The 22,407-nt window shown below is 48.3% G+C and carries 20 protein-coding genes and 2 pseudogenes; 11 read left to right on the plus strand and 11 right to left on the minus strand.

Annotated elements, in window-relative coordinates:
* Positions 1-50 precede the first annotated feature (50 nt).
* The 8 genes from BFQ01_RS29680 to BFQ01_RS29710 all read left to right on the plus strand — a co-directional run bounded on the left by BFQ01_RS29680 (position 51) and on the right by BFQ01_RS29710 (position 8,690).
* On the plus strand, positions 51-1,016 hold the full coding sequence (locus BFQ01_RS29680; protein ID WP_065928099.1) for an NAD-dependent epimerase/dehydratase family protein: 966 nt from the start codon (positions 51-53) through the stop codon (positions 1,014-1,016).
* 564 nt (positions 1,017-1,580) lie between these two features.
* Positions 1,581-1,991, plus strand: a complete 411-nt coding sequence (locus BFQ01_RS29685; RefSeq protein WP_065928100.1) for a sugar 3,4-ketoisomerase — start codon at positions 1,581-1,583, stop codon at positions 1,989-1,991.
* Positions 1,984-2,448, plus strand: a complete 465-nt coding sequence (locus BFQ01_RS31995; RefSeq protein ID WP_083244956.1) for an acyltransferase — start codon at positions 1,984-1,986, stop codon at positions 2,446-2,448. Before BFQ01_RS29685 ends, BFQ01_RS31995 begins: the two co-directional genes overlap by 8 nt.
* Positions 2,445-3,569 (plus strand): DegT/DnrJ/EryC1/StrS family aminotransferase, encoded by a 1,125-nt coding sequence (locus BFQ01_RS29690; RefSeq protein ID WP_065928101.1) that lies wholly within the window; start codon positions 2,445-2,447, stop codon positions 3,567-3,569. The genes BFQ01_RS31995 and BFQ01_RS29690 overlap by 4 nt, the downstream gene beginning before the upstream one ends.
* Positions 3,570-3,573: 4 nt before the next feature.
* Positions 3,574-5,334: an ABC transporter ATP-binding protein gene (locus tag BFQ01_RS29695; RefSeq protein WP_065928102.1), complete on the plus strand. Its 1,761-nt coding sequence runs from the start codon at positions 3,574-3,576 to the stop codon at positions 5,332-5,334.
* Positions 5,335-5,373: 39 nt separating this feature from the next.
* Complete coding sequence (locus BFQ01_RS29700) at positions 5,374-6,252, plus strand: hypothetical protein (RefSeq protein ID WP_065928103.1); 879 nt, start codon at positions 5,374-5,376, stop codon at positions 6,250-6,252.
* Positions 6,245-7,288, plus strand: coding sequence for a glycosyltransferase family A protein (locus BFQ01_RS29705; RefSeq protein WP_065928104.1), 1,044 nt, complete (start codon positions 6,245-6,247; stop codon positions 7,286-7,288). The genes BFQ01_RS29700 and BFQ01_RS29705 overlap by 8 nt, the downstream gene beginning before the upstream one ends.
* 52 nt (positions 7,289-7,340) lie before the next feature.
* Complete coding sequence (locus BFQ01_RS29710) at positions 7,341-8,690, plus strand: hypothetical protein (protein ID WP_065928105.1); 1,350 nt, start codon at positions 7,341-7,343, stop codon at positions 8,688-8,690.
* A gap of 191 nt (positions 8,691-8,881) precedes the next feature.
* Here the strand turns inward: BFQ01_RS29710 and ltrA are convergent, their stop codons facing one another.
* Positions 8,882-10,432 (minus strand): group II intron reverse transcriptase/maturase, encoded by a 1,551-nt coding sequence (gene ltrA / locus BFQ01_RS29715; RefSeq protein WP_370671285.1) that lies wholly within the window; start codon positions 10,430-10,432, stop codon positions 8,882-8,884.
* Positions 10,433-10,825: 393 nt separating this feature from the next.
* Here ltrA and tnpB point away from each other — a divergent pair.
* The 3 genes and pseudogenes from tnpB (at position 10,826) to BFQ01_RS29725 (ending at position 12,722) form a co-directional block, all read left to right on the plus strand.
* Positions 10,826-11,182, plus strand: a pseudogene (gene tnpB, locus BFQ01_RS33145) (IS66 family insertion sequence element accessory protein TnpB).
* 27 nt (positions 11,183-11,209) lie between these two features.
* Positions 11,210-11,572, plus strand: a complete 363-nt coding sequence (locus BFQ01_RS33150) for a transposase (RefSeq protein ID WP_256097799.1) — start codon at positions 11,210-11,212, stop codon at positions 11,570-11,572.
* The gene (locus BFQ01_RS29725) at positions 11,478-12,722 is read left to right on the plus strand and encodes an IS66 family transposase (protein WP_256097800.1); all 1,245 of its coding nucleotides are present in this window, start codon (positions 11,478-11,480) and stop codon (positions 12,720-12,722) included. Before BFQ01_RS33150 ends, BFQ01_RS29725 begins: the two co-directional genes overlap by 95 nt.
* Positions 12,723-12,773: 51 nt before the next feature.
* Here BFQ01_RS29725 and BFQ01_RS32010 read toward each other — a convergent pair.
* The 10 genes and pseudogenes from BFQ01_RS32010 to BFQ01_RS29770 all read right to left on the minus strand — a co-directional run.
* A pseudogene (locus BFQ01_RS32010) lies at positions 12,774-12,911 on the minus strand (transposase); the annotation flags it as partial.
* A 129-nt stretch (positions 12,912-13,040) separates the two neighbouring features.
* Positions 13,041-15,062, minus strand: a complete 2,022-nt coding sequence (locus tag BFQ01_RS29730) for a polysaccharide biosynthesis protein (RefSeq protein ID WP_065928107.1) — start codon at positions 15,060-15,062, stop codon at positions 13,041-13,043.
* Positions 15,063-15,147: 85 nt separating this feature from the next.
* Complete coding sequence (locus tag BFQ01_RS29735) at positions 15,148-16,164, minus strand: MraY family glycosyltransferase (protein ID WP_065928108.1); 1,017 nt, start codon at positions 16,162-16,164, stop codon at positions 15,148-15,150.
* Between the two features lie 240 nt (positions 16,165-16,404).
* On the minus strand, positions 16,405-17,601 hold the full coding sequence (locus BFQ01_RS29740; protein ID WP_083244962.1) for a glycosyltransferase family 4 protein: 1,197 nt from the start codon (positions 17,599-17,601) through the stop codon (positions 16,405-16,407).
* Positions 17,602-17,670: 69 nt separating this feature from the next.
* Positions 17,671-18,801: a non-hydrolyzing UDP-N-acetylglucosamine 2-epimerase gene (gene wecB, locus BFQ01_RS29745; protein WP_065928110.1), complete on the minus strand. Its 1,131-nt coding sequence runs from the start codon at positions 18,799-18,801 to the stop codon at positions 17,671-17,673.
* A gap of 51 nt (positions 18,802-18,852) precedes the next feature.
* Positions 18,853-19,971, minus strand: a complete 1,119-nt coding sequence (locus BFQ01_RS29750) for a UDP-2-acetamido-2,6-beta-L-arabino-hexul-4-ose reductase (protein ID WP_065928111.1) — start codon at positions 19,969-19,971, stop codon at positions 18,853-18,855.
* Between the two features lie 3 nt (positions 19,972-19,974).
* Positions 19,975-21,009: a polysaccharide biosynthesis protein gene (locus BFQ01_RS29755; RefSeq protein WP_065928112.1), complete on the minus strand. Its 1,035-nt coding sequence runs from the start codon at positions 21,007-21,009 to the stop codon at positions 19,975-19,977.
* Between the two features lie 336 nt (positions 21,010-21,345).
* Positions 21,346-21,576 carry a DUF1049 domain-containing protein gene (locus BFQ01_RS29760; RefSeq protein WP_065928113.1) on the minus strand — a complete coding sequence of 77 codons (231 nt, stop codon included), beginning with the start codon at positions 21,574-21,576 and terminating at the stop codon, positions 21,346-21,348.
* 26 nt (positions 21,577-21,602) lie between these two features.
* Positions 21,603-21,899, minus strand: coding sequence for an integration host factor subunit beta (gene ihfB / locus BFQ01_RS29765; protein WP_003218804.1), 297 nt, complete (start codon positions 21,897-21,899; stop codon positions 21,603-21,605).
* 130 nt (positions 21,900-22,029) lie between these two features.
* On the minus strand, positions 22,030-22,314 hold the full coding sequence (locus tag BFQ01_RS29770; protein WP_027604176.1) for a hypothetical protein: 285 nt from the start codon (positions 22,312-22,314) through the stop codon (positions 22,030-22,032).
* Positions 22,315-22,407: the final 93 nt, after the last annotated feature.

The raw sequence follows: 22,407 nt of genomic DNA on the forward strand, positions 1-22,407 counted from the left end.
CAAACGCCTATATCCATAATGCTCGCGTCACAGGTAGAGACTCTTTACAGATGAAAAAAGTTTTACTCACCGGCGCTACGGGTTTTGTCGGTTCAGAACTCCTAGATCAGCTCGCCCAACGTGCAAATCATCGGATTGCCGTAGCGACTCGATCAGAAAATACGGCACTCGAAACCGCTTACCAAGTATTCAACCTTGGCGATTTCAACTCGCAAACAGTGTGGCATGAGGCGTTGCTTGATGTTGACTGCGTGGTTCACACGGCAGGCCGCGCCCACGTGTTAAAACAAGAGAGCAATGCACTTGAGCTATTCAGAGAGGCCAATACCCATGCGACACTGAACTTGGCTAGGCAGGCCGCAGCGCAGGGCGTAAAGCGCTTCGTCTTTATCAGCTCTATTGGGGTAAATGGCGCTTCTACTTCAACCTTCCCTTTTTCAGAATCGTCAGAGCCCGTCCCTCACGCGGATTACGCCACTTCAAAACTGGAGGCTGAGATCGGGCTCTTACAAATTGCCGAGCAATCTGAAATGAATGTTGTGATCATTAGACCTCCTTTGGTGTATGCCGCACATGCCCCCGGAAATTTCAGAAGGTTGCTCAAGCTCGTACAATCCGGTATTCCATTACCGTTCAAACGGATTAAAAATAGCAGAAGCATGGTCGCACTAGAAAACCTGGTTGATTTCATCTGTGTGTGCATAGACCACCCGGCGGCAGCTAATCAGATATTTCTCGTATCAGACGGTACGGATTTCTCTACAGGCCAATTGGTCAGTTACTTAGCCGAGGGCATGGGGCACAAAGCACTATTATTTCCCATCCCTTCTATTTTTTTGAAAACCTTTGCACGCTTGATCGGCAAACAGAACACCTATACGCAACTATACGGTTCATTACAGATAGACTCATCGAAATCGAGGACACTGCTTGGGTGGGCTCCGCCGATTTCAGCTGACACCGCAATTATAAATTCTGGAAGAATATTCATGACTCTTCGTCAAACCGACAGCTGAATTAACCCCAACTATTAAAACAATTTTTAATTCAGCTCTTCACTAAAAAATTATGATCCATAACGAATGTAACTGTTCGCCATTTTTCGCCCCCTTAATACCCAACTCAGTCTTGATCACGATTAGTTGAGCATCTGCCCTTGGCTAACGAGACCGATGACCAGCTGGTAGCTATGCGAGCGTCGAACTCGACGGCCGGGCTTGATCCGAGAAATCGGCGGTGTGTTAGGGACGCATTTTCGCCGAGAGAAACACATGTCATCAGTTGGCTACGTACACTAGCTGCCAAGTCGTCGGGTAAGCGATTCGCAGTTTTGCAGGTAACCTCCGGACCGCCTGGCCTCCCTCCTTCGCTGTTCCAGACACTAGGCTGCTGACGACGCCTTTAAACACTTGATAGAGGGGGCACGATAAGATGCAGCTGTAGGCTGTGGCAGAAAAATCCCGTGAATATCAACGCTGTTTGGCGTATTCTAGGAGCTTTTCAGCTTAGCTAGAAAATAACCAAATAACCGTTAGATGCATCTTTAAGAATTTTTCAAAGAAATATGAGGTTGGAAAAAGATGAGCTTGATCAAGTGGATTGATTTTCCCGGCCTGGGTGACGAAAGGGGGGAATTGGTAGCTCTCGAAATCGGCATGGAAAAGGCAATCCCTTTTGACATCAAGCGCGTCTATTATATCTATAGAACTGCTGAAGGTGTCAGCCGAGGATTTCACGCGCATCGCAGCTTGAAGCAAGTTGCCATCTGCGTAAAGGGCCGATTGAGAATGACTCTCGACAATGGCTTGGTTCGCGAAGCATGCTGGATGGATAACGCTACAAAAGGGTTATTGATCGAAAGCATGGTATGGCGGGAAATGTCCGATTTCAGCGATGACTGCATACTGCTAGTGCTGGCTAGTGAGCATTACGATGAGTCGGACTACATCCGGGATTATAATGATTTCGCAGAGAGCATAAAATATGCCTGAAATTCATGCTTTGGCAGATGTTAAAAGCCTCAATATAGGAAGTGATACACGAATATGGCAGTACAGTGTTATTTTCGAAGGCGCGATTATAGGTAGCAACTGTAATATATGCGCACACACGCTGGTAGAAAATGACGTTATTATTGGGAATAATGTCACTGTAAAATCAGGTGTTTTCTTATGGGAGGGTACCCGTATAGAAGACAATGTATTCATTGGCCCCAATGCCACATTTACTAATGACCCTTTTCCTAGATCGAAGTCTTTTCCCCGTATTTTCACGGGGGTCACCATCAAAAAAGGCGCCAGCATTGGAGCTAATGCAACACTGCTTCCTGGTATTACAGTGGGGAGCCAAGCAATGGTCGGCGCGGGCGCTGTTGTAACAAAGGACGTCCCAGACAGGGCCGTTGTGATAGGTAACCCTGCTAAAATTGTCAGGCATATTGATATATGATTAGCTTTCTCGATTTAAAGAAAATAAACGCCACAATGCGCGATGAGTTAGTTGAGTCTTGCACTCGAGTGATAGATTCTGGCTGGTATATTGGCGGTAAGGAACTGTCTGACTTCGAAAATGCATTCTCGGCCTATACCGGTAGTCGCCACTGTATCGGCGTCGCAAATGGTCTGGATGCACTGAATCTTACACTTCGTGCTTGGAAGGAATTGGGCAAACTCAAAGATGGCGATGAAGTTATTGTCCCTGCTAATACCTACATTGCAAGCGTTCTTGCCATAACCGAAAACCGACTGATACCAATTTTGGTGGAGCCGGATGCAGCCACTTTTAATCTGAAGCCCGAGTATGCAGCGGCTGCTATCACAGCTAGAACCCGAGTCATCATGGCGGTCCACTTGTATGGACAGCTTTGTGATATGCCGGCGTTGATGGGGCTGGCACATCGAAATAACCTTCTTGTGCTGGAAGACTCCGCCCAAGCTCACGGTGCTAGCCATGATGGCCGACAGGCCGGGAGTTGGGGACATGCATCGGGATTCAGCTTTTATCCAGGAAAAAACCTTGGTGCCTTAGGCGACGCGGGGGCCATCACTACCGATGATGACGAACTGGCGGATACGCTCAGAGCGTTGCGTAATTATGGCTCCCATGAGAAATACAAAAATCTATACCAAGGGGTAAACAGCCGCTTAGACGAAATTCAAGCGGCCATGCTGAGTGTCAAAATCAAGTATCTGGACGAGCAAACACAACAGCGTAGAAATGTGGCGCAAACTTACATGGATGGAATAAAAAATCCAAACATAGTATTACCGCTGCCGCCAGGTACCCGCGTCCAATCGCTGAAAGATCACGTATGGCATGTCTTTGTCGTCCAGTGTGACCGCCGTGATGAACTACAACGTTATCTGGCGGAGAAAGGAATCCAGACCATAATCCACTATCCTGTACCTGCGCATCAACAGCACGCTTACAGGGATTGGAACAACAAGTGCTACCCCATTACTGAAGCGATACATGCGCGAGTATTGAGCTTGCCAATAAGCCCTGTCATGACTCTATCAGAGACTGAACTTGTCATTGCAGCGGTCAACAATTTTTTGTGTGAAGAGTGAGTTGATGACCGCATCATTAATCCGACTTTGGAAGTGCCTGACGTTCAAGAGAAAGGTGCAACTATGTATAATTCTTTCTCTTATGATAGTGGCATCATTTGCCGAAGTCCTGAGTATCGGAGCGATAGTTCCTTTTCTTGCAGTGTTGATCAATCCAGCAAAAATAATGGATCAGCCACTGGCAAATAGCATGTTTACCGCACTAGGGGTTACCTCAGCGGATGGACTGCTGCTCCCTCTCACTATCATTTTTGCACTGGCCGCAATTTTTTCAGGCGTGAGCCGTTTTATCCTTATGTGGGCGCAGAATAGATTTAGTTCCGCAGTGGGCAGCGACCTGTCGGACGGAATATACAAGGCCGTCATTTATCAGCCCTATAGCATGCACTTGGCGAGAAATAGCAGTGAAGTCATCACGGCCATCTTCAACAAAGTTGACATGGTTGTACGTGAATTTCTATTCCCGGTGTTGACGATCGCCAGCTCAATTTTCATGATGCTGGCGATACTCGTGATTGTATTAGCGATCCAACCGGTAGTGGCCTTTTTGGCATTTTCTAGCTTTGGTGGCGTTTATCTTTCTGTCATTTTTATTACAAAAAAACAGCTTGGAAAAGACAGCCTTGAAGTCAGCTTAAGCTCAGACAAACTGCTGAAATTATTGAGTGAAAGTCTTGAGGGCATTCGCGACGTAATCATTGATTCATCGCAACGCGGCTATCGTAAAGATTTCAATGCTGCCGATTACAAATTACGTCGAGCAAAAGCCAATATTCAAATCATCGCGAACGCTCCACGCTATACGATTGAATCCTTTGGCATGCTAATGGTTGCTGTATTTGCATATTGGCTCTCGCAACAGCCGGGTGGGCTGCTAGCATCCATTCCAATGCTGGGCGCTCTTGCACTTGCTGCACAGCGGTTACTTCCAGTCCTGCAACAATCCTACGCAGCTTGGGCATGCATCAAGGGAGCACATGATTCTTTGCAGGACGTACTGAATCTTCTCCCTGAAGTGGACAACCAAACAGATGTAGAGGTGCCGAGAACTCCGTTACCTTTCGAGCAGTCTATATCACTAGACGCGGTTTCATTTCGCTACGGCCCAGACGCCCCCTGGGTGTTGCAGAACGTAAGGCTGAACATCCTCAAAGGCAGCCGTATCGGCATCATGGGTGCAACGGGTAGTGGCAAAAGCACAATGCTCGATATTTTGATGGGGTTATTGACGCCGAATGAAGGCGCTTTTCTAGTCGATGGTGTGGAAGTGACGGCAGCCAATAGCCGCAACTGGCAGGCCAATATAGCCCATGTACCGCAGCTCATATTTCTATCAGACGCGTCCGTGGCTGAAAATATTGCATTCGGAGTACCTTATTCGGACATCGACTTCGATCGCGTGCGTCGAGCAGCGGAGAAAGCTCAAATGTCGAGTGTTATCGAGTCTTGGACAAATGGTTATAATACTCAGGTGGGAGAACGGGGCGTTTTTCTGTCCGGAGGACAACGTCAGCGTATTGCGATAGCTCGGGCATTTTACAAAGAAGCCAAGGTTATCATTCTAGATGAAGCCACCAGCGCTCTTGATGGAAAAACCGAGTTAGAGGTAATGAAAGCAGTCGAGGGGCTTGGAAAAGAAATAACGCTTATTGTAATTGCTCATCGACTGAACACGCTTAAAGGTTGCGATACCGTGATCGAAGTAGAAAACGGAGTGATCGCAAAATCCGGCTCTTACAATTCGATACGCAGTTCTACCCAATAGCATTACAAATAAATTGCGCATCTAACAGGATATAAGTTCATGATATATAGTGCTCAACCCATCAAAAAAACCGACTGCACTATTATTATAAACTCTTGCGACAACTATGAGGACGTCTGGCCGCCCTTTTTTTATGCATTCAAAGCGATGTGGCCCGATTGCGAATGTAAGATAATTTTAAACACTGAGCACAAGAGTTTCAGATTCGATGGATTACAGATAGTCACTCTGAATCTGAATGTCAAAGAAGGAAAAAAACCATGGGGATGGCGACTCCGCAAAGCATTATCCTTAGTAGATACAGAATTCGTAGTTACTTTATTTGACGATTTCATCCTTGAAGCTCCAGTCAGTAAAAAAAAGCTAGCTGAATGCATATTCGACATGAAAAAAAACCCTGACATTGCAGTATTTTATTTTAATACTATTCCAGGCCCGAATGAGTTCGATGGTCATCATGATGGCTTTGAATTGGTAGGCAAGAGAAATGACTATCGACTGAACTCGGCCCCCGCCATCTGGCGAACTAAACGCCTAATGGACTTTACAGGAGAGTTAGATTCACCCTGGGCTTGGGAGTTTTTTGGCAGCGCAAGGACCTTCAAGGATAGCTGTCGCTTTTACTGCGCTCAAGCGGGCAAGGAAGATACATTTATCTATAATTATACGTTAGGCGGGGCTATACGCAGAGGAAAGTGGGTTTTGAGTGTGATTGCTCCCATTATAGAAAAATACAAGCTTTCTATAGATCTTGATCAAAGAGGCATTGCCAGTGAGTCATTATCAGACGGCAAATACGGCCTCAAATGGAAAATAGATTTCTTTCTGCTCGGTTTCAAAATGATTGGGATGGATGCTTTTATTTTTATCTACAGAACTCTAAACAGAAAGTTTTTAAAAGGTATGTCACGTGATTAAGAGTAAATTTACTTTTGCCATCCTGACGTTCAATCATGAGGCCTACATTATTGAACACCTTGAAAGCATTAGATTTTTGATTGAAAATTTTGGTTCAGCGTATGAATTTAATTTAATTGTAGCTGACGATGGCTCACGGGATCAGACTGTTGCACTGGCCAGTCGTTGGCTTTCTATACACGAAAAACTCTTCACAGATATCAAAATTTTGGCTGATGGCACGAACAAAGGCACTTGTCTGAACTACACTAGGATATGGCCACTGATTGAAGGCGAGCGATTTAAAATAACTGCCGGCGATGACGTTTATGCATGCACAAATATATTTGAAGAAGTCGAACAGTTGAAGCATCACGATTTTTTTTCTGGATTACCACTATTGCTGATCGACGGTAAAATCCTTGAATCAAAATCGACCATCTTTCATATTTTAGCAACAGAAGTAATTTACCAAGGAAAGAAGTTTTTCGAACGCCTGAAAGGTGTCAGCAGCATTAACACTCCAAGCTTATTTTACAATAAAAAATTCTTGAAAGATAAGGAGCTTTCCTCCTTTATAAACAGCCACAGTGTCACTGAAGACTTCCCAATGATGGTAAAAATTGCAAACTCTTATCAGGACATTAGCTTCACACAATCAAAAAAAGTATACATATACTATAGACGAACATCTGGCTCAACCTACCTCATTAGAGGCTCAGACTTTGACGTAGACAAACTAAAGGTTTTTAGCTATATGCTTTCTTGCGAAAAGACCTGGCTGGGTAAGTATTTGCTAAGAAACAGGATTTACTGTTACAAAATCGACAATAGTTCTCTTAAAAAATTGCTTAATATTAGCTATTACACCTACCTTTTCAAAATCGCTGCGAACCTGCTTCCTCTTCTTAAAACTTACTCAGCGTCAGTACCGGAGCCAGAACCACATCAGGAGCATTACAACCTGATAGTCAGGCGAGCAAAGATGTTTTATAAAGATTGTATATCTCATGACGGTCATATAGTGGACTCATGCTCACGCACCAAGAACAAATGAGGCTATACACGCCTACATCTTATGTCAACGCATCTTGCCAAGGATCTGGAAAGTGAACAAAATAAAAGTTTATGCGCCGCTTTTTTTAGTTGAAGTATATTTACTACTGGGATTATGGCTGCTTTTCTATGGCCCCATCATATGGCCACTGCAAAACACTAGCGAGTTTTTAGGATTTATTTTTCTATACCATATCTTTTTTATAGGGGGCTATATAGTACAGAGTTTTTATTTCACCAAAAAAATAAAAGTTAACAAAACGCCCCTAAAAATCCAAACTAAAAAAAACAAATTCACACATTATTTCTGGTTAATATTGGTCTTGGCGCTTGCGGCAAATATAGTTCAGCATAGAAACCTTACCCTTTCGCACTCATATATACCGAACGATTTTTTTTCCAACTTACATAGAGGATTGGTTGCGCCCTGGCAAGCTCGTGCCTTCTATGCATCTGACGCAGCAATGGATGGTTTTATAAATAACCCGCTGATAACTGCCAGCTTATTTTTTACCAGCGCATTCAAGTACATCCTGCTACCGGGCCTAGTATTTTATTGGCACACCTTGAGTACATTCCGTAAAATTGCCGGCGTTTTAATAGCAACCATCCCACTTTTGTCCGGAATCATTGCCAGCCTAAGCGCTATAAATTTTTCCTATTTTTTTATAATATCCATCTGTCTCGGCATCTTAGTAGTCTCGAATAAATCTTCCGGTGTTTTTTCCACGATTAAGCAACGAAAGTTTTTTACAATTTCTCTGGTGGCTATATTTTTCTTTTCTTTCTGGCAATTTTATAGTGTCAAGTCCGGACATTCACCCTATCAGGTCGCATTTGAAAATAGCGTCCCCGAGCGATTTGAGTATCTAAAAGACAAAGGAATTAGATTTAAGAGTGATGAGACAAATACAGAGAGGACTCACGCGACGGATCTTTACGAAAAGCTGACCATTTATATGGTACAGGGTTATTATGGAATGTCGATTGCACTGGATGAGGACTTCACCACATCCTTCGGTATCGGCCACTCTGTTTTCCTACAAAAAGCGTTTGCCGAGTATCTAGGTTTTGACATAAGAGACAGAACATTTCAACATAAAATAAGCGAACAATGGGATGAATTTGTTTACTGGCATTCTTTTTATAGCTACATAGCCAACGACGTGGGTTTTTTTGGCGTTGCCATAATAATGTTAATTCTTGGCGCCTATTTCTCATGGATTTATTTGTCAGCTATCATGTACGAAGATTTTTTCGCCCGTATGCTACTGCCTTTATTTGGCATACTATTTCTCTATATACCAGCAAACAACCAAGTATTTGGTTTCCTAGAAACTATGACTTCTTTTTGGGTCTTAACAGTATTATTTATTTTCTCAAGGCCGCGAGTAAGCCTCTAAGTAACCGTACAGTCAAGTCATCTCCCCAACCCCGCAAAGCCAAGAAATGGTGTGCACTTAAATTTAAGTGGGCACCAGTTCCAGCCTTTTAAACGGGTATTTCATACAGCCAACACGCCGTTCCTATTCCGGTCGCGGTAGGAATGGCAGTCACCTGCCCCCCCCCCCCGCACAGATCCGTACTTGCGGAATTACCGCATACGGCTCCTGCCTTGGGTTTTGACGCCGAAGCGGGTTATGGGATGCGGATGCATTGGTAGCTCTCTTGGATAGGGTATGAATAGCCGGGCCAATGTAGCCATGCGCTCCCAGTTCAGACGGTGCCGCTGACTTCGCCGTTTAAGAGCATGCCTCCACGCACCGATCACTTCACGGCGAAAGGCATCCAGTCGCCGTGTGTTACCGGGTACGTGATAGTAGTTGCAGTAACCTTTAAACAGACGGCTCAACCATTGTCCGATTACCGGGACGGGCTCATGCCTGTGCTTGTGTAACTGCGCCCGTATCTCCCTGATTGTCGTTCTCATGCGCTTGGCGATGGTCACGCGTCTAACCACAAACATCCCGTTCTTGGTTTTGTCACAGATATGCGTGAACCCGAGAAAATCGAAAGTTTCCGGTTTTCCTTCCCCGCGCTTCTTGTGATCTTCGATCGCGAACCAGCCAAACCGTAGCAAACGTGTTTTCTCTGGATGCAGTGTCAGGTTGAACTGGGCTAGTCGAGCCTCCAACGCCTGGCGATAACTCCATGCATCTTCATGCTTTTCAAATCCAAGCACACTGTCGTCTGCGTATCGCACAGCAATCATCTGACCTCGTGCAGTACGCTCGCGCCATTGCCTGATCCACAAGTCCATCACGTAGTGCAGGTAGATGTTGGCAAGCAACGGTGAAATGGGCGCGCCTTGCGGCGTACCCTGCTTCGCAGGAATGCGCTTTCCATTTTCGAGAACACCTGTGCGCAGCCATCGAACTATCAGCGCTAACATTCGCCTATCCGCAATTCGGTGTTGCAGGAAGCACATCATCCATTCGTGATCGATGGTGTCAAAGAACGCTCGAATATCCACGTCCAATATCCAACGAACACGCGAATTCTGTATTCCTACCGATAACGCATCCAATGCATCGTGTTGCCCTCGACCTGGGCGAAAACCATACGAGAGTCCGAGAAAGTTCTGCTCATAAATTGCGTTGAGCACTTGCACGACTGCGGTCTGGACGATCTTGTCTTCCAGTGCGGTTACGCCCAGCGGGCGCTCGCTACCATCTGCCTTTGGGATAAACACCCGCCGGACAGGCTGGGCGCGATAGCGGCCACTATGCACTTTGTCGTGTAAGGCTGTCAGCCTTGTGAGCAGACCTTGCTCGTACTCTCGCCACGATAGACCATCCACACCACTGGCCGCGTCTCGCTTGAGATTGTAGAAACTCTCGTGCAATAGCTCGACCGTCAAGTGGTGCAGCAAGCTCGTGAACTTTACCCGGCGATCTCGCCGAGCTGCTTGACGTACAGCGAGCAACCCTGACAACGCACTTGTCCGGCTCTGCGTCCGGGATGCGGAAGGCTGTTCACTGTTCCCCTTGGCTAACTCCCTTTCCTCCATCACCTCCGCCGAGGCAAGCCCGTTGTTCGGCAACTTCTCAGGTACTACGGAGTTATCCGACTTCTCATCCGCGTAGACAGCAGGCTTTTGGCTTGTGACCTTTCCTGCCCCGTCTGGCTTGTCACGACCAGACACGGACGAGATCTCCCAGCTTCCGTACAGTTGACTTCCCAGCATGCTCAGGGTCTACGACCGCGCAGGGCGTGAAGCATGGCTTGCGATTATCGTCATGCACACTGTGGCCTTCCGCTTCGCATAACAGCGTCGGCGCCCTGGACTCATGATTTCGCGGCTCAATGGCTGGCCTGCTGGTTTTCCCCTGCCAACGCTTCGCCGTACACCTCACGGTGCACAACGCATGACTCGGGGTCGAGGTGTTTCGCCATAACTTCTCTCGTAGGGACTTTCACCCTTTATCAACTGCCAGCTTGGCTGGCGCACTAAGCGCTCCATGAACCCCATATTCAAAGCCGCCGCATGATCCCGGATGCTGTGCTCCCGATTTCTTTCTGGAGCCCATTCGCCATGATGCGTCCCGACGCAAAAGTCGAAAAAGTGTATCTGTACCCCAAGCCCGTCGACTTCCGAAAGTCCATCGACGGTTTAGCGGCCTTGGTCGAACTGGACATCAAGGTCGCGGTGTTCGACCCCGTGCTTTTCGTCTTCCTCAACAAGCCACGCAACCGGGTGAAGATTTTGTACTAGGAGCGTAACGGCTTCTGCCTTTGGCTTAAGCGCCTGGAGTCCGAGCGTTTCAAAACATCGCCCGATGTGACGGACGAAGCGATTGTCCTGACCGTTCAGGAACTCAACTGGCTGCTCGACGGTTTTGACCTCTGGCGTAACCGTCCCCATCAGGTTTTGACACCGCGATTCGTGGCCTGATTCGGTATAATCCAGGGCATAATTCCGATGCCCAAAGATCTTCCTGACGACCCTGCGCTGCTTAAACAATTGCTTGAGCAGATGTTGCTTGAGCGCGAAACGAGCAAGGGCCGTATTGTTCATCTGGAAGAAGAAAATGCGCTGCTACGCCAGCGCTTGTTCGGACGCAAGTCCGAGCAAACAGCCGATCCAGCGACGCCACAATTGGCCCTGTTCAACGAAGCCGAAAGCGTCGTCGAAGCTATCGACGAGAATGCTGAAGAAGAGGTTGTCGCCCCCGCCAAGCGCCGTGGCAATGCCTGCCGATCTGCCGCGCATCGAAGTCATCCACGAACTGCCCGAACACGAACTGACCTGCGCCTGCGGTTGCCGCAAACACGCCATTGGTGAGGAAGTCAGCGAGCAGCTTGAAATCGTGCCGATGCAGATTCGCGTCATCAAACATGTGCGCAAAATCTACGGTTGCCGCGACTGCGAGAGCGCACCAGTCACTGCAGACAAGCCAGCGCAATTGATTGAAAAGAGCATGGCCAGCCCCAGTGTTCTGGCGATGCTGCTGACGACCAAATATGTAGACGGTTTGCCGCTTCATCGTTTTGAAAAAGTGTTGGGGCGTCACGGTATTGATATCCCGCGCCAGACCTTGGCTCGCTGGGTGATCCAGTGCGGCGATCACTTCCAGCCGCTGCTGAATTTAATGCGCGACAGCCTGCTGGTCAGTCGCGTGATCCACTGCGATGAAACACGGGTGCAGGTGTTGAAAGAGCCTGACCGCGAGGCGAGCAGCCAGTCCTGGATGTGGGTGCAAACCGGCGGCCCACCCGATAGGCCAGTAATCCTTTTTGACTACTCCACCAGCCGCGCGCAGGAGGTACCGACGCGCCTGCTCGAAGGCTATCGCGGTTACGTCATGACCGATGATTACGCCGGTTACAACGCACTGGGCGCCCAAGCCGGAGTTGAGCGTTTAGGCTGTTGGGCTCATGCGCGTCGCAAGTTTGTTGAAGCACAGAAAGTGCAACCCAAAGGCAAGACGGGACGCGCGGATATCGCGCTGAGTCTGATCAACAAGCTTTACGGCATCGAGCGCGACTTGAAGGCCAGTAGCGATGCTGACCGTAAAAACGGCCGTCACGCACATAGCCTGCCGATACTGGCTCAGTTGAAAAGCTGGATCGAAAAGACGCAGCCACAAGTCACCGCTCAGAATGCGTTGGGCAAAGCCATCAGTTACCTCGCAAGTAACTGGAGCAAGTTAGAACGATACGTTGAGGAAGGGTATTTACCGATGAACAACAACGCGGCAGAACGCGCGATCCGCCCCTTCGTGATAGGAAGAAAGAACTGGCTGTTTAGCGACACGCCCAAGGGCGCAACGGCCAGTGCTCAACTGTACAGCCTAGTTGAGACTGCCAAAGCCAACGGCCAAGAGCCCTATGCGTGGCTGTGCCACGCACTGGAACGCCTGCCAACGGCGACATCGGTTGAAGATTACGAAGCCTTGCTGCCGTGGAACTGCGAACCTCGACTTCACGGCTGAACGCTCTGCCCATCTTTAGCCAGGTGGGGTTTATGGAGCGCTTACGCCGGTTTTTACCCACATCCAGGACTGACTGGTCGGCTCTCGATCAGGCTCTTTCATCACCTGGACGCGCGTTTCGTCGCAGTGGATTACGCGCCTTTCCAGCAGCCAGTCACGCATCGAGTTGAGCAGCGGTTGCAGGTGTTCGCCGGACGTTTACGCCTCTAATTGGGTATTGGTAGGCTTGGAAATGAGGGCGGCGTTCCGACTGGCTCTCAATCCCTGGTAACCTAGGGCACGCCTCCCGATGAGCTGAAGCGATTTGCTTGCTGTTACTCAGTTTTTATCACAGCGTGCCGATATTTTTTTTGAGGATTGTCGCTGAACATACATCCAGTCAACAATTTCGTCCTCAGGGCTGTATCCACTTACGATAGACTTCAGAATTTGTCTGATCAGAACATAATCATGAGCTTCGACGGCAATCAGCAAAACTGACAATTTTTCCTTCAATGCGTCCCATGTCAGAAACTCCTCGCTGGCTCGCATGATCATTGGATGACTGGTAGCGGCGACGTTATCGCCAATCAATAACTCCTCATATAGCTTTTCACCTGGACGCAGTCCGCTGAAATTGATCTTGATATCCCCACGCGGGTTTTTATCCGAGCGAACACTCAACCCCGAAAGGTGAATCATCTTTTCAGCTAGCTCAATAATCTTCACTGGCTCCCCCATGTCGAGGACGAATACATCACCGCCCTGCCCTAAAGAACCCGCTTGGATAACCAACTGTGCGGCCTCAGGAATAGTCATGAAATAACGGGTGATTTTCGGATGTGTAACAGTCAATGGACCACCAGCCTGGATCTGTTTATGAAACAACGGAATAACAGATCCTGAAGAACCCAGCACATTACCAAAACGCACCATCGTGAAGCGAGTTTTGTTTACACTGGATACATTCGAAGCATCTCCAAATAAAACAGGTGCCAGTTCCTTGCTCAATGCCTGCAACACCAACTCAGCCAAGCGCTTGGTACTCCCCATTACGTTAGTCGGTCGTACCGCTTTGTCGGTTGAAATTAGCACAAAGTTCTCAACACCAGCCTGCAATGCCGCCTGGGCTGTGTTGAGGGTGCCCATCAAATTATTGAGGATACCTTCTGCGATATTGTGTTCCACCATAGGAACATGTTTGTAAGCCGCAGCGTGGTAGACAGTATCAACCGACCAGAACTTCATGACGTCTAATAACCTGTTCTGGTTACGCACAGAGCCGAGAATAAACATAAGCCTGACGTTCAACGCCTCCGACTGGACACGCTGTTCGAGCTCTGACTGGATAGAGTAGAGATTGTATTCACTATGATCAAACAGCAGCAGATCGGTAGGGCCCAGCGTCAATATTTGCCGGCAAAGCTCCGATCCAATCGATCCCCCTGCACCGGTAACCATTACTACACGGTTCTTTATACACCTTTCCAATAGATCCTCTTGCGCAGGCACTGAGTCTCGACCTAGTAGATCGGCAATATCGACTTCCTGAATATCATCTACTTTGACCCGACCGCTGGCTAAATCCATGAATCCAGGCACACTGCGCACATGCAGCGGATAGCCTTCCAGGTAACCAAGTATTTCTCTGCGTCGTGCCCGCGTAGATGAGGGGATGGCCAAGAGCAGCTCTTCTGCTCCAGTCTCGTCAATCATCCGTTGAATATGTCTGGGCTTGTATACCTGCAGTCCAGAGATGACGCGATCAGCTATGCTACTGTCATCATCAATAAAAGCTACGGGCCGCATCAACTTGCCCATACGCAGTGCTGCTACCAGTTGATTACCAGCAGCACCAGCACCATAGATGACCACCTTTGGCAAACCATCATCGCGGTTTGTAAAAGGTACATGTTGGACGGTAGTAAACCAGTCGCCAAGAAAGTATTGGCGCATTCCCAGACGTAGGCCACCAATGATTACCATGCTCAACCACCAATAGTTGAATACGATTGACCGTGGAACCAATGTCTGATGATTGCTGTACAGGTAAACCACCAGAGACAGTAACAATGATGATAGGCTCACTGCTTTGATAATGGCGATTAACGCATCATTGCCAAAATACCGCATCACGGCACGGTACATGCCAAAGTGAATAAAAAGTGGAATTGCTATAACTGGTGCACTGAGAAAAAGCCACAAATGAACAACGAAAGGGTTATTGAGATCCTCAAAACCCAGGCGTACGACAAACGCCAGCCAGAGCGCAACCCAGACCAGCACAATATCGGTGGCGACTTGCAAAAAGCGTTTTTGCCTACGCGGCAAACCCAATAAACGGGTGCGTAAATTATCCATATACCCTTTTTATACCTCGATCCCTATGACTGCCAGAAAAAACGGTGACGTCTACGTCCCGCGAGATCCTTGAGCAAAGCAAAAATTATCCAGTTTTTTCCAACTCACCAGCATGAAACTTAATAGCCAGCAATATCAACGGGGCATAGGCCAACAGAAAGCCCCAAAAGCCATCGAACCCTAATCCGACACAAACGCCTATCGGTAGCAGCCAGAGTAGGTTAATGGCGGTCACCGCCAAAGTTACTGGCAAATGGCGTCCAGCTAGACGTGATGCATACTGATAGGCATGACTGCGATGCGCTTCGTATATCTTGTCTCCGCGCCACAACCGTCGCCAGAGGGTAAAGGTGGCATCAACAATAAATACCCCCAACAAAATCAGCCACACCCACAAAAACTCACTATCTACCCGAGCGGCTTGCAATGAAAGAGCACCAATCACAATACCTAGAAAGCCACTTCCCGCATCACCCATGAAAATACGCGCGGGAGGGAAATTCCAATACAGGAAACCAAGTACGGACAATGCCAGTAAAATAGGCGGCATGATGAGGTCTTCATGCCCCGTCAACCAGTACACCAAACATGCCCCCAAGCAGACACAAACGGCCTCTGCGCTGGCGATACCATCGATCCCATCCATAAAATTATACAGATTAAGCATCCAAACCAGATATACAGCCGCAAGTAAATGACCAAGCCAGCCAAGATCTACAGTGATACTCATCAGGGTGACAGGAGGCAACCCCCCCATCCAGAAAAGTGACCAAGCTGCCGCAAAAAAATGAGCTAAAAGGCGCCAACGCGCAGCTATATGCCCGTGATCATCGAGAAATCCAACCAACGCAATCAACGCACCGCTACCGAGCAAAGTTACAGTTACAGTCCAATTGACTGACCCGACGAACGCCATCAACACCAATGCCGTCAAATAGGTCAGAACAATCGCGACCCCGCCACCACGCGGTGTCGGCACAGAGTGCGAACTACGCCCGTTAGGTATGTCCATAAGGCTACGCGACAAGGCATAGCGTCGTAGCCCCCCCGTAGATAGAAGAGACCCTATCAGTACCACCGCGAATACTAACCAGATAACCATGTAAAAATAAGTTCCTGAAGCAAAATACGGACAAGTAAGGTCAAGCCCTATGGCTGTGCCTATTCAAGTTTGTAAGGTTATTCGAAGATTGCCTGACTATTTCCACCACTTGTTATTTTTTGGGCATGCCAAGTGTATATGTAGCAAACTCCAGCAAAGCTGGTCATCTCTTCGAAACACCAAAATTCAGCTATACCCCCGTCAAAAAAAACATACATACTGCGGGGCAGCGCTTTTCCATCATTTATCATCTCGTCTTAAAGTGGCAGTTCTGAAAAGAGCCTCAAGACGCTCGAACAACATCGTCTTTGAAAAATGTTCAAGGTAGTAACGCCGACCGGACTGGCCCATCCCCTCAAGCTCTCGCACAGGCAAAGCGCTCATCTTCCGTACGATTTCAGCCAACCCTTGGGCATTTCCGGAGCTACAAGCCATTCCAGCTGCAGACTCGACGACAACTCTGGCAGCCTCACCATCGATCATTGCGATGATGGGCTTACCCGATGCAAGATAGGCCTGAACTTTGCCCGGAATCGTTTTTTCAAAAACCTCATTGGTCTTCAAAGACACCAGCAGCGCGTCTGCTGCGGCAAAAAGCGCGGGCATTTTCTCCAGTGGATGTCTTCCCAGCAGCAGAACATTATCCATCTTGTGTTCTGCTACCTGTTCGATCAGCCACTCGCTGGCGCGGCCGCTCCCCACAATCACCCAGCGCACAGGCAATTCCGCGCGGGTCGCTTTGACCGCTTCTAGAATGGTTGGAAAGTCCTGTGCCTCACCAAGATTGCCAGCGAACAGGATGGTGAAGACTGAGTCATCGCGGGGCAATAGATCAGAAGTGGCTTGAAGATCACCTGAAAAATCATCCTCGGCCCAACTAGGGAAGTACACAAGCCGGTCGATTGAAATTGAACGAGTGCAATAACTTCTGACATTGTCGTCAAATGAGCGCGACTGCAGCAATAGATAATCGGCACGATTATAGATCCAAGACACCATCTTGCCCACCAAACGGAGCAACGTAGGGTTCTTGGTAAACCCCACAGCACTTAAGGACTCAGGCCACAAATCAAGAATCCATACAAACACCGGTGCCTTCTTCAGTCGTCCAAGTAGCAAAGCTGGAATAGTGACCATGATAGGAGAGACCGCAAACACAAAAATTGAGTCGAATGACTGCCCTCTTAGCTTATAGCTTCCGATAGTCGAGGCACTTATAAAAAACGAGAGATAGTTTAGGGCCAGCGTAACACTTCGCTTTCCCCTGGATATTATTGGCACCCGAATAATTCGTGCACCGTTATACGTGGAGAACTGCGCAGGCTCACTCAGAAAATCCGCATAAATTTTTCCTTCCGGATAGTTAGGTAAGCCCGTGAGCACCGTAACCTCATGCCCCTTGGATACAAAACCTTGGACCATATTATTGATGCGCATGTTTTCAGGCCAAAAATACTGGGTAACCACCAATATTTTTAGCGGCTTTTCCTGCCCGAGCCTTTCCAATCAATATTGCTTCCATACAGTACGCATTACATAGTCACGATAGCTATGGATGATCCTAACCACCTTCTCGGCAACATTTGGCATGCTATAGTCCGCCACAAGTCGCAGCGTTCGTTGCTGCCTCGTTGCCTGGCTTTCCAATAACTGCAGACCTTGCATGACACGCTCAACTTCCAGACCAACCATCATGACGGCAGCCTCCTCCATTCCCTCAGGACGCTCATGTGCCTCACGGATATTAAGCGCCGGAAAATCAAGAATAGATGACTCTTCATTAATCGTGCCGCTATCCGACAAAACCGACTTGGAAGTCAGCTGCAACTTGTTGTAATCCTTGAAACCTAATGGTTTGAGAAGCTGTACATTCTTGTGAAATTTTACCCCCATGACATCTACGCGTTTTTGCGTGCGAGGGTGAGTACTCACAATAACCGGAAAGTCATAATGTGCGGCGACGGTATTGAGTACGTCGACCAACTTCAGAAAGTTTTTGTCTGAGTCAATATTCTCTTCGCGATGAGCGCTCACGACAAAAAACTTTCCAGCCTCCAATCCGAGCCTCTTCAGCACATCAGACGCTTCGATACCGTCCCGATAATAATTGAGCACTTCAAACATTGGACTACCGGTCTTGATAACCATGTCTGGCGGCAGGCCTTCACGCAGCAAGTAATCGCGTGCGATGCTGCTGTAGGTAAGATTTATGTCTGCAGTATGATCGACAATGCGACGATTGATCTCTTCCGGAACGCGCATATCGAAACAGCGATTACCAGCCTCCATGTGAAAAGTCGGAATTCTTCGACGTTTTGCCGGAATGACTGCCATACAACTATTGGTATCACCGAGCACTAACAATGCTTCTGGCTTAACGTCCTCCAGCACTCGATCTACTGCAATGATAACGTTACCTATGGTTTGGGCGCCACTGACGCCTGCTGCGTTTAAAAAGTAGTCGGGTGTACGAATACCAAGATCTCGGAAAAAAATCTCGTTCAATTCGTAATCATAATTCTGTCCGGTGTGCACCAGAATGTGATCACAATGCTTGTCCAACTCGGCCATCACGCGCGATAAACGGATGATTTCCGGACGGGTGCCTACAACTGTGACTACTTTCAGTTTTTTCATCTCAACACTCTTTCCAGAATCATTAACATCGGGTTTGTGCCTCTTGGACGCTCAGGCATGAGTTCCTACGGGCCTTGCAAAAGTATCCGGCCGCTCCCGGTCGAAAATCTCATTCGCCCACAACATTACGATCATTTCTTCCTCACCAACATTGGTAATATCGTGAGTCCAACCTGGTACCGTTTCCACGACCTGCGGGCGATCACCATGGGTAACCAATTCGTAAAACTCACCAGAAACTATATGACGAAAGCGGAAGCAGGCATTCCCTTTGATTACCAGAAACTTTTCTGTCTTGCTGTGATGATAATGCCCGCCGCGCGTGATACCAGGATGAGCGGTGAAATAAGAAAATTGACCACTGTCTTTGGTCTTGAGCATTTCTACAAAAACACCACGTGGGTCGCCATGCTTATGCAACTCATAAGTAAACTGCTCAACGGGCAGGTAACTGACATAAGTCGAATAAAGTGCACGTGTTAGTCCCGCACCAACAGCTTCACTGATCAGTGAGTCACGACTTTCGCGAAAGGCGAGCAATTGGTCAGCCAAATCACCCACAGTGATGCTATATATGGGATGTACTTGGGCAACATACTCGACAGATGATCCTGCGTTCATAGCTCTAATGAAGCAATCGACAACATCGTCAATATAAACCAAGTTGACCAGTGCATTCCTGTCATTGACCTGGATTGGCAAGCCTCGAGTGATGTTGTGACAGAACGTTGCGACAGCCGAGTTATAATTCGGGCGTGCCCACTTACCAAATACATTAGGCAAGCGCAAGATCTCAACCTTAGAACCAAGGCTCGCCTGCAACTCTAGCAATGCCTGCTCAGCGGCCAACTTGCTTGCGCCGTAGGGGTTAGCCTGGTCGGCTTGGGTAGACGAGGCATAGAGTACTGGGATGGACCTGCCGCTCGACTTAATTGCTTCGCAAAGCGAAACAGTCAAGTCGGTATTGCCCACCTTAAACTCGTCAGATGACTGCGGTCGATTGACCCCAGCCAAATGGAAAATAAAATCACAATCAGCCACCAAAGCGGGCAACTCAGTGATACTGTTTTCGCGAGAGAAGGAGAGAACTTGAACATCCTTGCGCTCCTCCAAGTGCGAGATAAGGTTCTTACCGACAAAACCGTTGGCGCCAGTGATAAGGACCTTCATCGCTCACTCCTCCGGCGTGGCTTGCTCGCCACGCTGGATTGCCTGCATGAACTCAAGCTTAAGCAAAAGACGCTGCATACCAGCCACATCCAGTCTTTCTGTATTGTGAGAGTTGTAATCTTCTGTACGGGAGATTTTCTCTTCACCAAGCTCCACGAACTTGGAGTAGTTCAGATCCCGCAAGTCTGGCGGCACGCGATAATAGTTACCCTTATCTTCGGCACACGCCATCTCTTCCCGACTCAGCAAAGCCTCAAAAAGCTTCTCGCCATGACGAGTACCAATTATCTGAATAGGGTGCTCAGGTTTACCCATCATTGAGGTCAAAGCCCGAGCCAAGGTTTCAACCGTTGCTGCAGGCGCTTTCTGTACGAAAAGATCACCATTACGACCATGCTCGAAAGCGTACAACACCAGGTCGACGGCATCTGCGAGCGTCATCATAAACCGACTCATATTCGGATCCGTCAACGTCAAGGATTGCCCTGCACGAATTTGTTCGATGAACAGCGGGATCACTGAGCCGCGGGATGCCATGACATTACCGTAGCGGGTGCCGCAGATAACGGTTTTTTCGTCGTCTACATTGCGAGACTTGGCCACCATCACTTTTTCCATCATCGCCTTGGAAATACCCATGGCGTTGATAGGATAGACAGCTTTGTCAGTACTCAAGCAGACCAAGCGCTTGACTGCATTTTGGATTGCGGCCTCAAGCACGTTCTCGGTGCCGATGACGTTTGTCTTGACGGCTTCCATCGGATGAAATTCACAGGAGGGAACCTGCTTCAGCGCTGCGGCGTGAAATATATAGTCGACGCCACGGGTAGCGTTAAGCACGCTCTGATAATCGCGGACGTCGCCGATGTAGAATTTCAGCTTGGCGTTCGTGTAGCGCTTGCGCATATCATCCTGCTTCTTCTCATCACGACTGAAGATGCGAATTTCAGCGATATCAGTATGGAGGAAGCGTTTAAGCACTGCATTCCCGAATGAACCGGTACCACCAGTGATAAGAAGCGTTTTTCCGCTGAACATAATGTGTCCTATGCAACGCGCACCACACGACAAGCTTCTAGCAACCTCAATATGTGCAGTCCATAAGCTTACAAGCCCATAGAAAATGCCTAACGGTGAAAGGCTCAAGGAACACGTCGAAGTTTGCTAGCCTACAGCCTGAAAAATCAGCTATGTGCAGTGCAGTGCAGTTGAAGATGAGGTTATTGAAATTGGGGGCTATTCTAAGCGCTGCACTCCCAAAGTCAAAAGCGAACGCAAATATGAGGGCAAACAGCATGGATCAACTGTTAAAACGGAGCAAACGCCGTCGATTACATAGACTGTAAATCTTCCCCCTACTACCTGAAAGCCAGATTAGGCTTTTCGGCCAAGGCGTCTTGAGCCTATTAACAACCCTAGCGCAGGCCCAACCATCATCCCCACGATTAATGACAGGGTCACAAAAACTGAAATCGGAAGCTCGACTGTAGACCAACCAAAAAACAACAGCGATGCAGTTTGCTGATTTTCCAGCACAAAGGCCAACACAAAAAATACGAAAAATAAGACAACCACAGCCAAAATAATTCGCTTGAATCTGTGCATACTCCGCCCCTCCAAGCTAAATCAATTTAAACCCCTTCTTCCTCATCCTCATTCACCCGATCCCGCAATTCCTTCCCCGGCTTGAAATGAGGCACAAATTTCCCATCCAGACTCACCGACTGCCCAGTCTTAGGATTCCGCCCTACCCTTGGCGCGCGGTAGTGCAGCGAAAAACTGCCAAACCCACGGATCTCAATTCGATCCCCGGTCGCGAGGCACTGGGACATTTGCTCAAGCATGGTCTTGATAGCCAGCTCCACATCCTTGGATGAAAGCAGCCCTTGATGGGTGACAATTCGTTCGATCAACTCCGACTTCGTCATATTTTTCCCTTCTTTTTCAAGCAGCTAGGAAAAGCGCTTCGAAGGTTTTAGCATGACTTGATGAATTTGAACAGCCCATCTACCAACTTATCTGCCGTTTGAATAACGCCGCCATGAGCGACCCACACTCTCAATTGCAGATCACGAGCATGGTACGAGTGACCGCTCCTGCAGGGTTCCAACCGAACAAGTAATCACCCTCTTCGTCCTTGGCGTCGCTGGACCTGGTGATGACCTTATAGCCCTGCATCCTGCATTCGCGGGCGGCGCGTTTCTCGCACTTATCCCAGTTGTTGCCCAACCCCGAGCAATCGACCTCAATGCCGCTGACACCGCGCCTCGCGTGAGTTTTGGCGCTGGTAACGGAACAGCCTGCAAGCATTACTACTGCGAACACCACGATAAGCCTGTTCATCGAAATCCTTAAAAACACGGGAGCGCCTTTATCAATACTCTATTCAGCTCTGACACCAAGGCGTCTGCCTTGGTTCTTGCGTGTTGATTCAGC

It is taken from the genome of Pseudomonas sp. 8 R 14 (assembly GCF_900005955.1).
Lineage (GTDB): Bacteria > Pseudomonadota > Gammaproteobacteria > Pseudomonadales > Pseudomonadaceae > Aquipseudomonas > Aquipseudomonas marginalis.

Excerpts from the sequence above, each read along its gene's own strand:
- BFQ01_RS29680 (WP_065928099.1), top strand. The coding sequence starts at position 51 with ATGAAAAAAGTTTTACTCACCGGCGCTACGGGTTTTGTCGGTTCAGAA.
- BFQ01_RS29685 (WP_065928100.1), top strand. The coding sequence starts at position 1,581 with ATGAGCTTGATCAAGTGGATTGATTTTCCCGGCCTGGGTGACGAAAGG.
- BFQ01_RS31995 (WP_083244956.1), top strand. The coding sequence starts at position 1,984 with ATGCCTGAAATTCATGCTTTGGCAGATGTTAAAAGCCTCAATATAGGA.
- BFQ01_RS29690 (WP_065928101.1), top strand. The coding sequence starts at position 2,445 with ATGATTAGCTTTCTCGATTTAAAGAAAATAAACGCCACAATGCGCGAT.
- BFQ01_RS29695 (WP_065928102.1), top strand. The coding sequence starts at position 3,574 with ATGACCGCATCATTAATCCGACTTTGGAAGTGCCTGACGTTCAAGAGA.
- BFQ01_RS29700 (WP_065928103.1), top strand. The coding sequence starts at position 5,374 with ATGATATATAGTGCTCAACCCATCAAAAAAACCGACTGCACTATTATT.
- BFQ01_RS33150 (WP_256097799.1), top strand. The coding sequence starts at position 11,210 with ATGCCCAAAGATCTTCCTGACGACCCTGCGCTGCTTAAACAATTGCTT.
- BFQ01_RS29725 (WP_256097800.1), top strand. The coding sequence starts at position 11,478 with ATGCCTGCCGATCTGCCGCGCATCGAAGTCATCCACGAACTGCCCGAA.
- BFQ01_RS29730 (WP_065928107.1), bottom strand. The coding sequence starts at position 15,062 with ATGGATAATTTACGCACCCGTTTATTGGGTTTGCCGCGTAGGCAAAAA.
- BFQ01_RS29735 (WP_065928108.1), bottom strand. The coding sequence starts at position 16,164 with ATGGTTATCTGGTTAGTATTCGCGGTGGTACTGATAGGGTCTCTTCTA.
- BFQ01_RS29740 (WP_083244962.1), bottom strand. The coding sequence starts at position 17,601 with ATGCGCATCAATAATATGGTCCAAGGTTTTGTATCCAAGGGGCATGAG.
- wecB (WP_065928110.1), bottom strand. The coding sequence starts at position 18,801 with ATGAAAAAACTGAAAGTAGTCACAGTTGTAGGCACCCGTCCGGAAATC.
- BFQ01_RS29750 (WP_065928111.1), bottom strand. The coding sequence starts at position 19,971 with ATGAAGGTCCTTATCACTGGCGCCAACGGTTTTGTCGGTAAGAACCTT.
- BFQ01_RS29755 (WP_065928112.1), bottom strand. The coding sequence starts at position 21,009 with ATGTTCAGCGGAAAAACGCTTCTTATCACTGGTGGTACCGGTTCATTC.
- BFQ01_RS29760 (WP_065928113.1), bottom strand. The coding sequence starts at position 21,576 with ATGCACAGATTCAAGCGAATTATTTTGGCTGTGGTTGTCTTATTTTTC.
- ihfB (WP_003218804.1), bottom strand. The coding sequence starts at position 21,899 with ATGACGAAGTCGGAGTTGATCGAACGAATTGTCACCCATCAAGGGCTG.
- BFQ01_RS29770 (WP_027604176.1), bottom strand. The coding sequence starts at position 22,314 with ATGAACAGGCTTATCGTGGTGTTCGCAGTAGTAATGCTTGCAGGCTGT.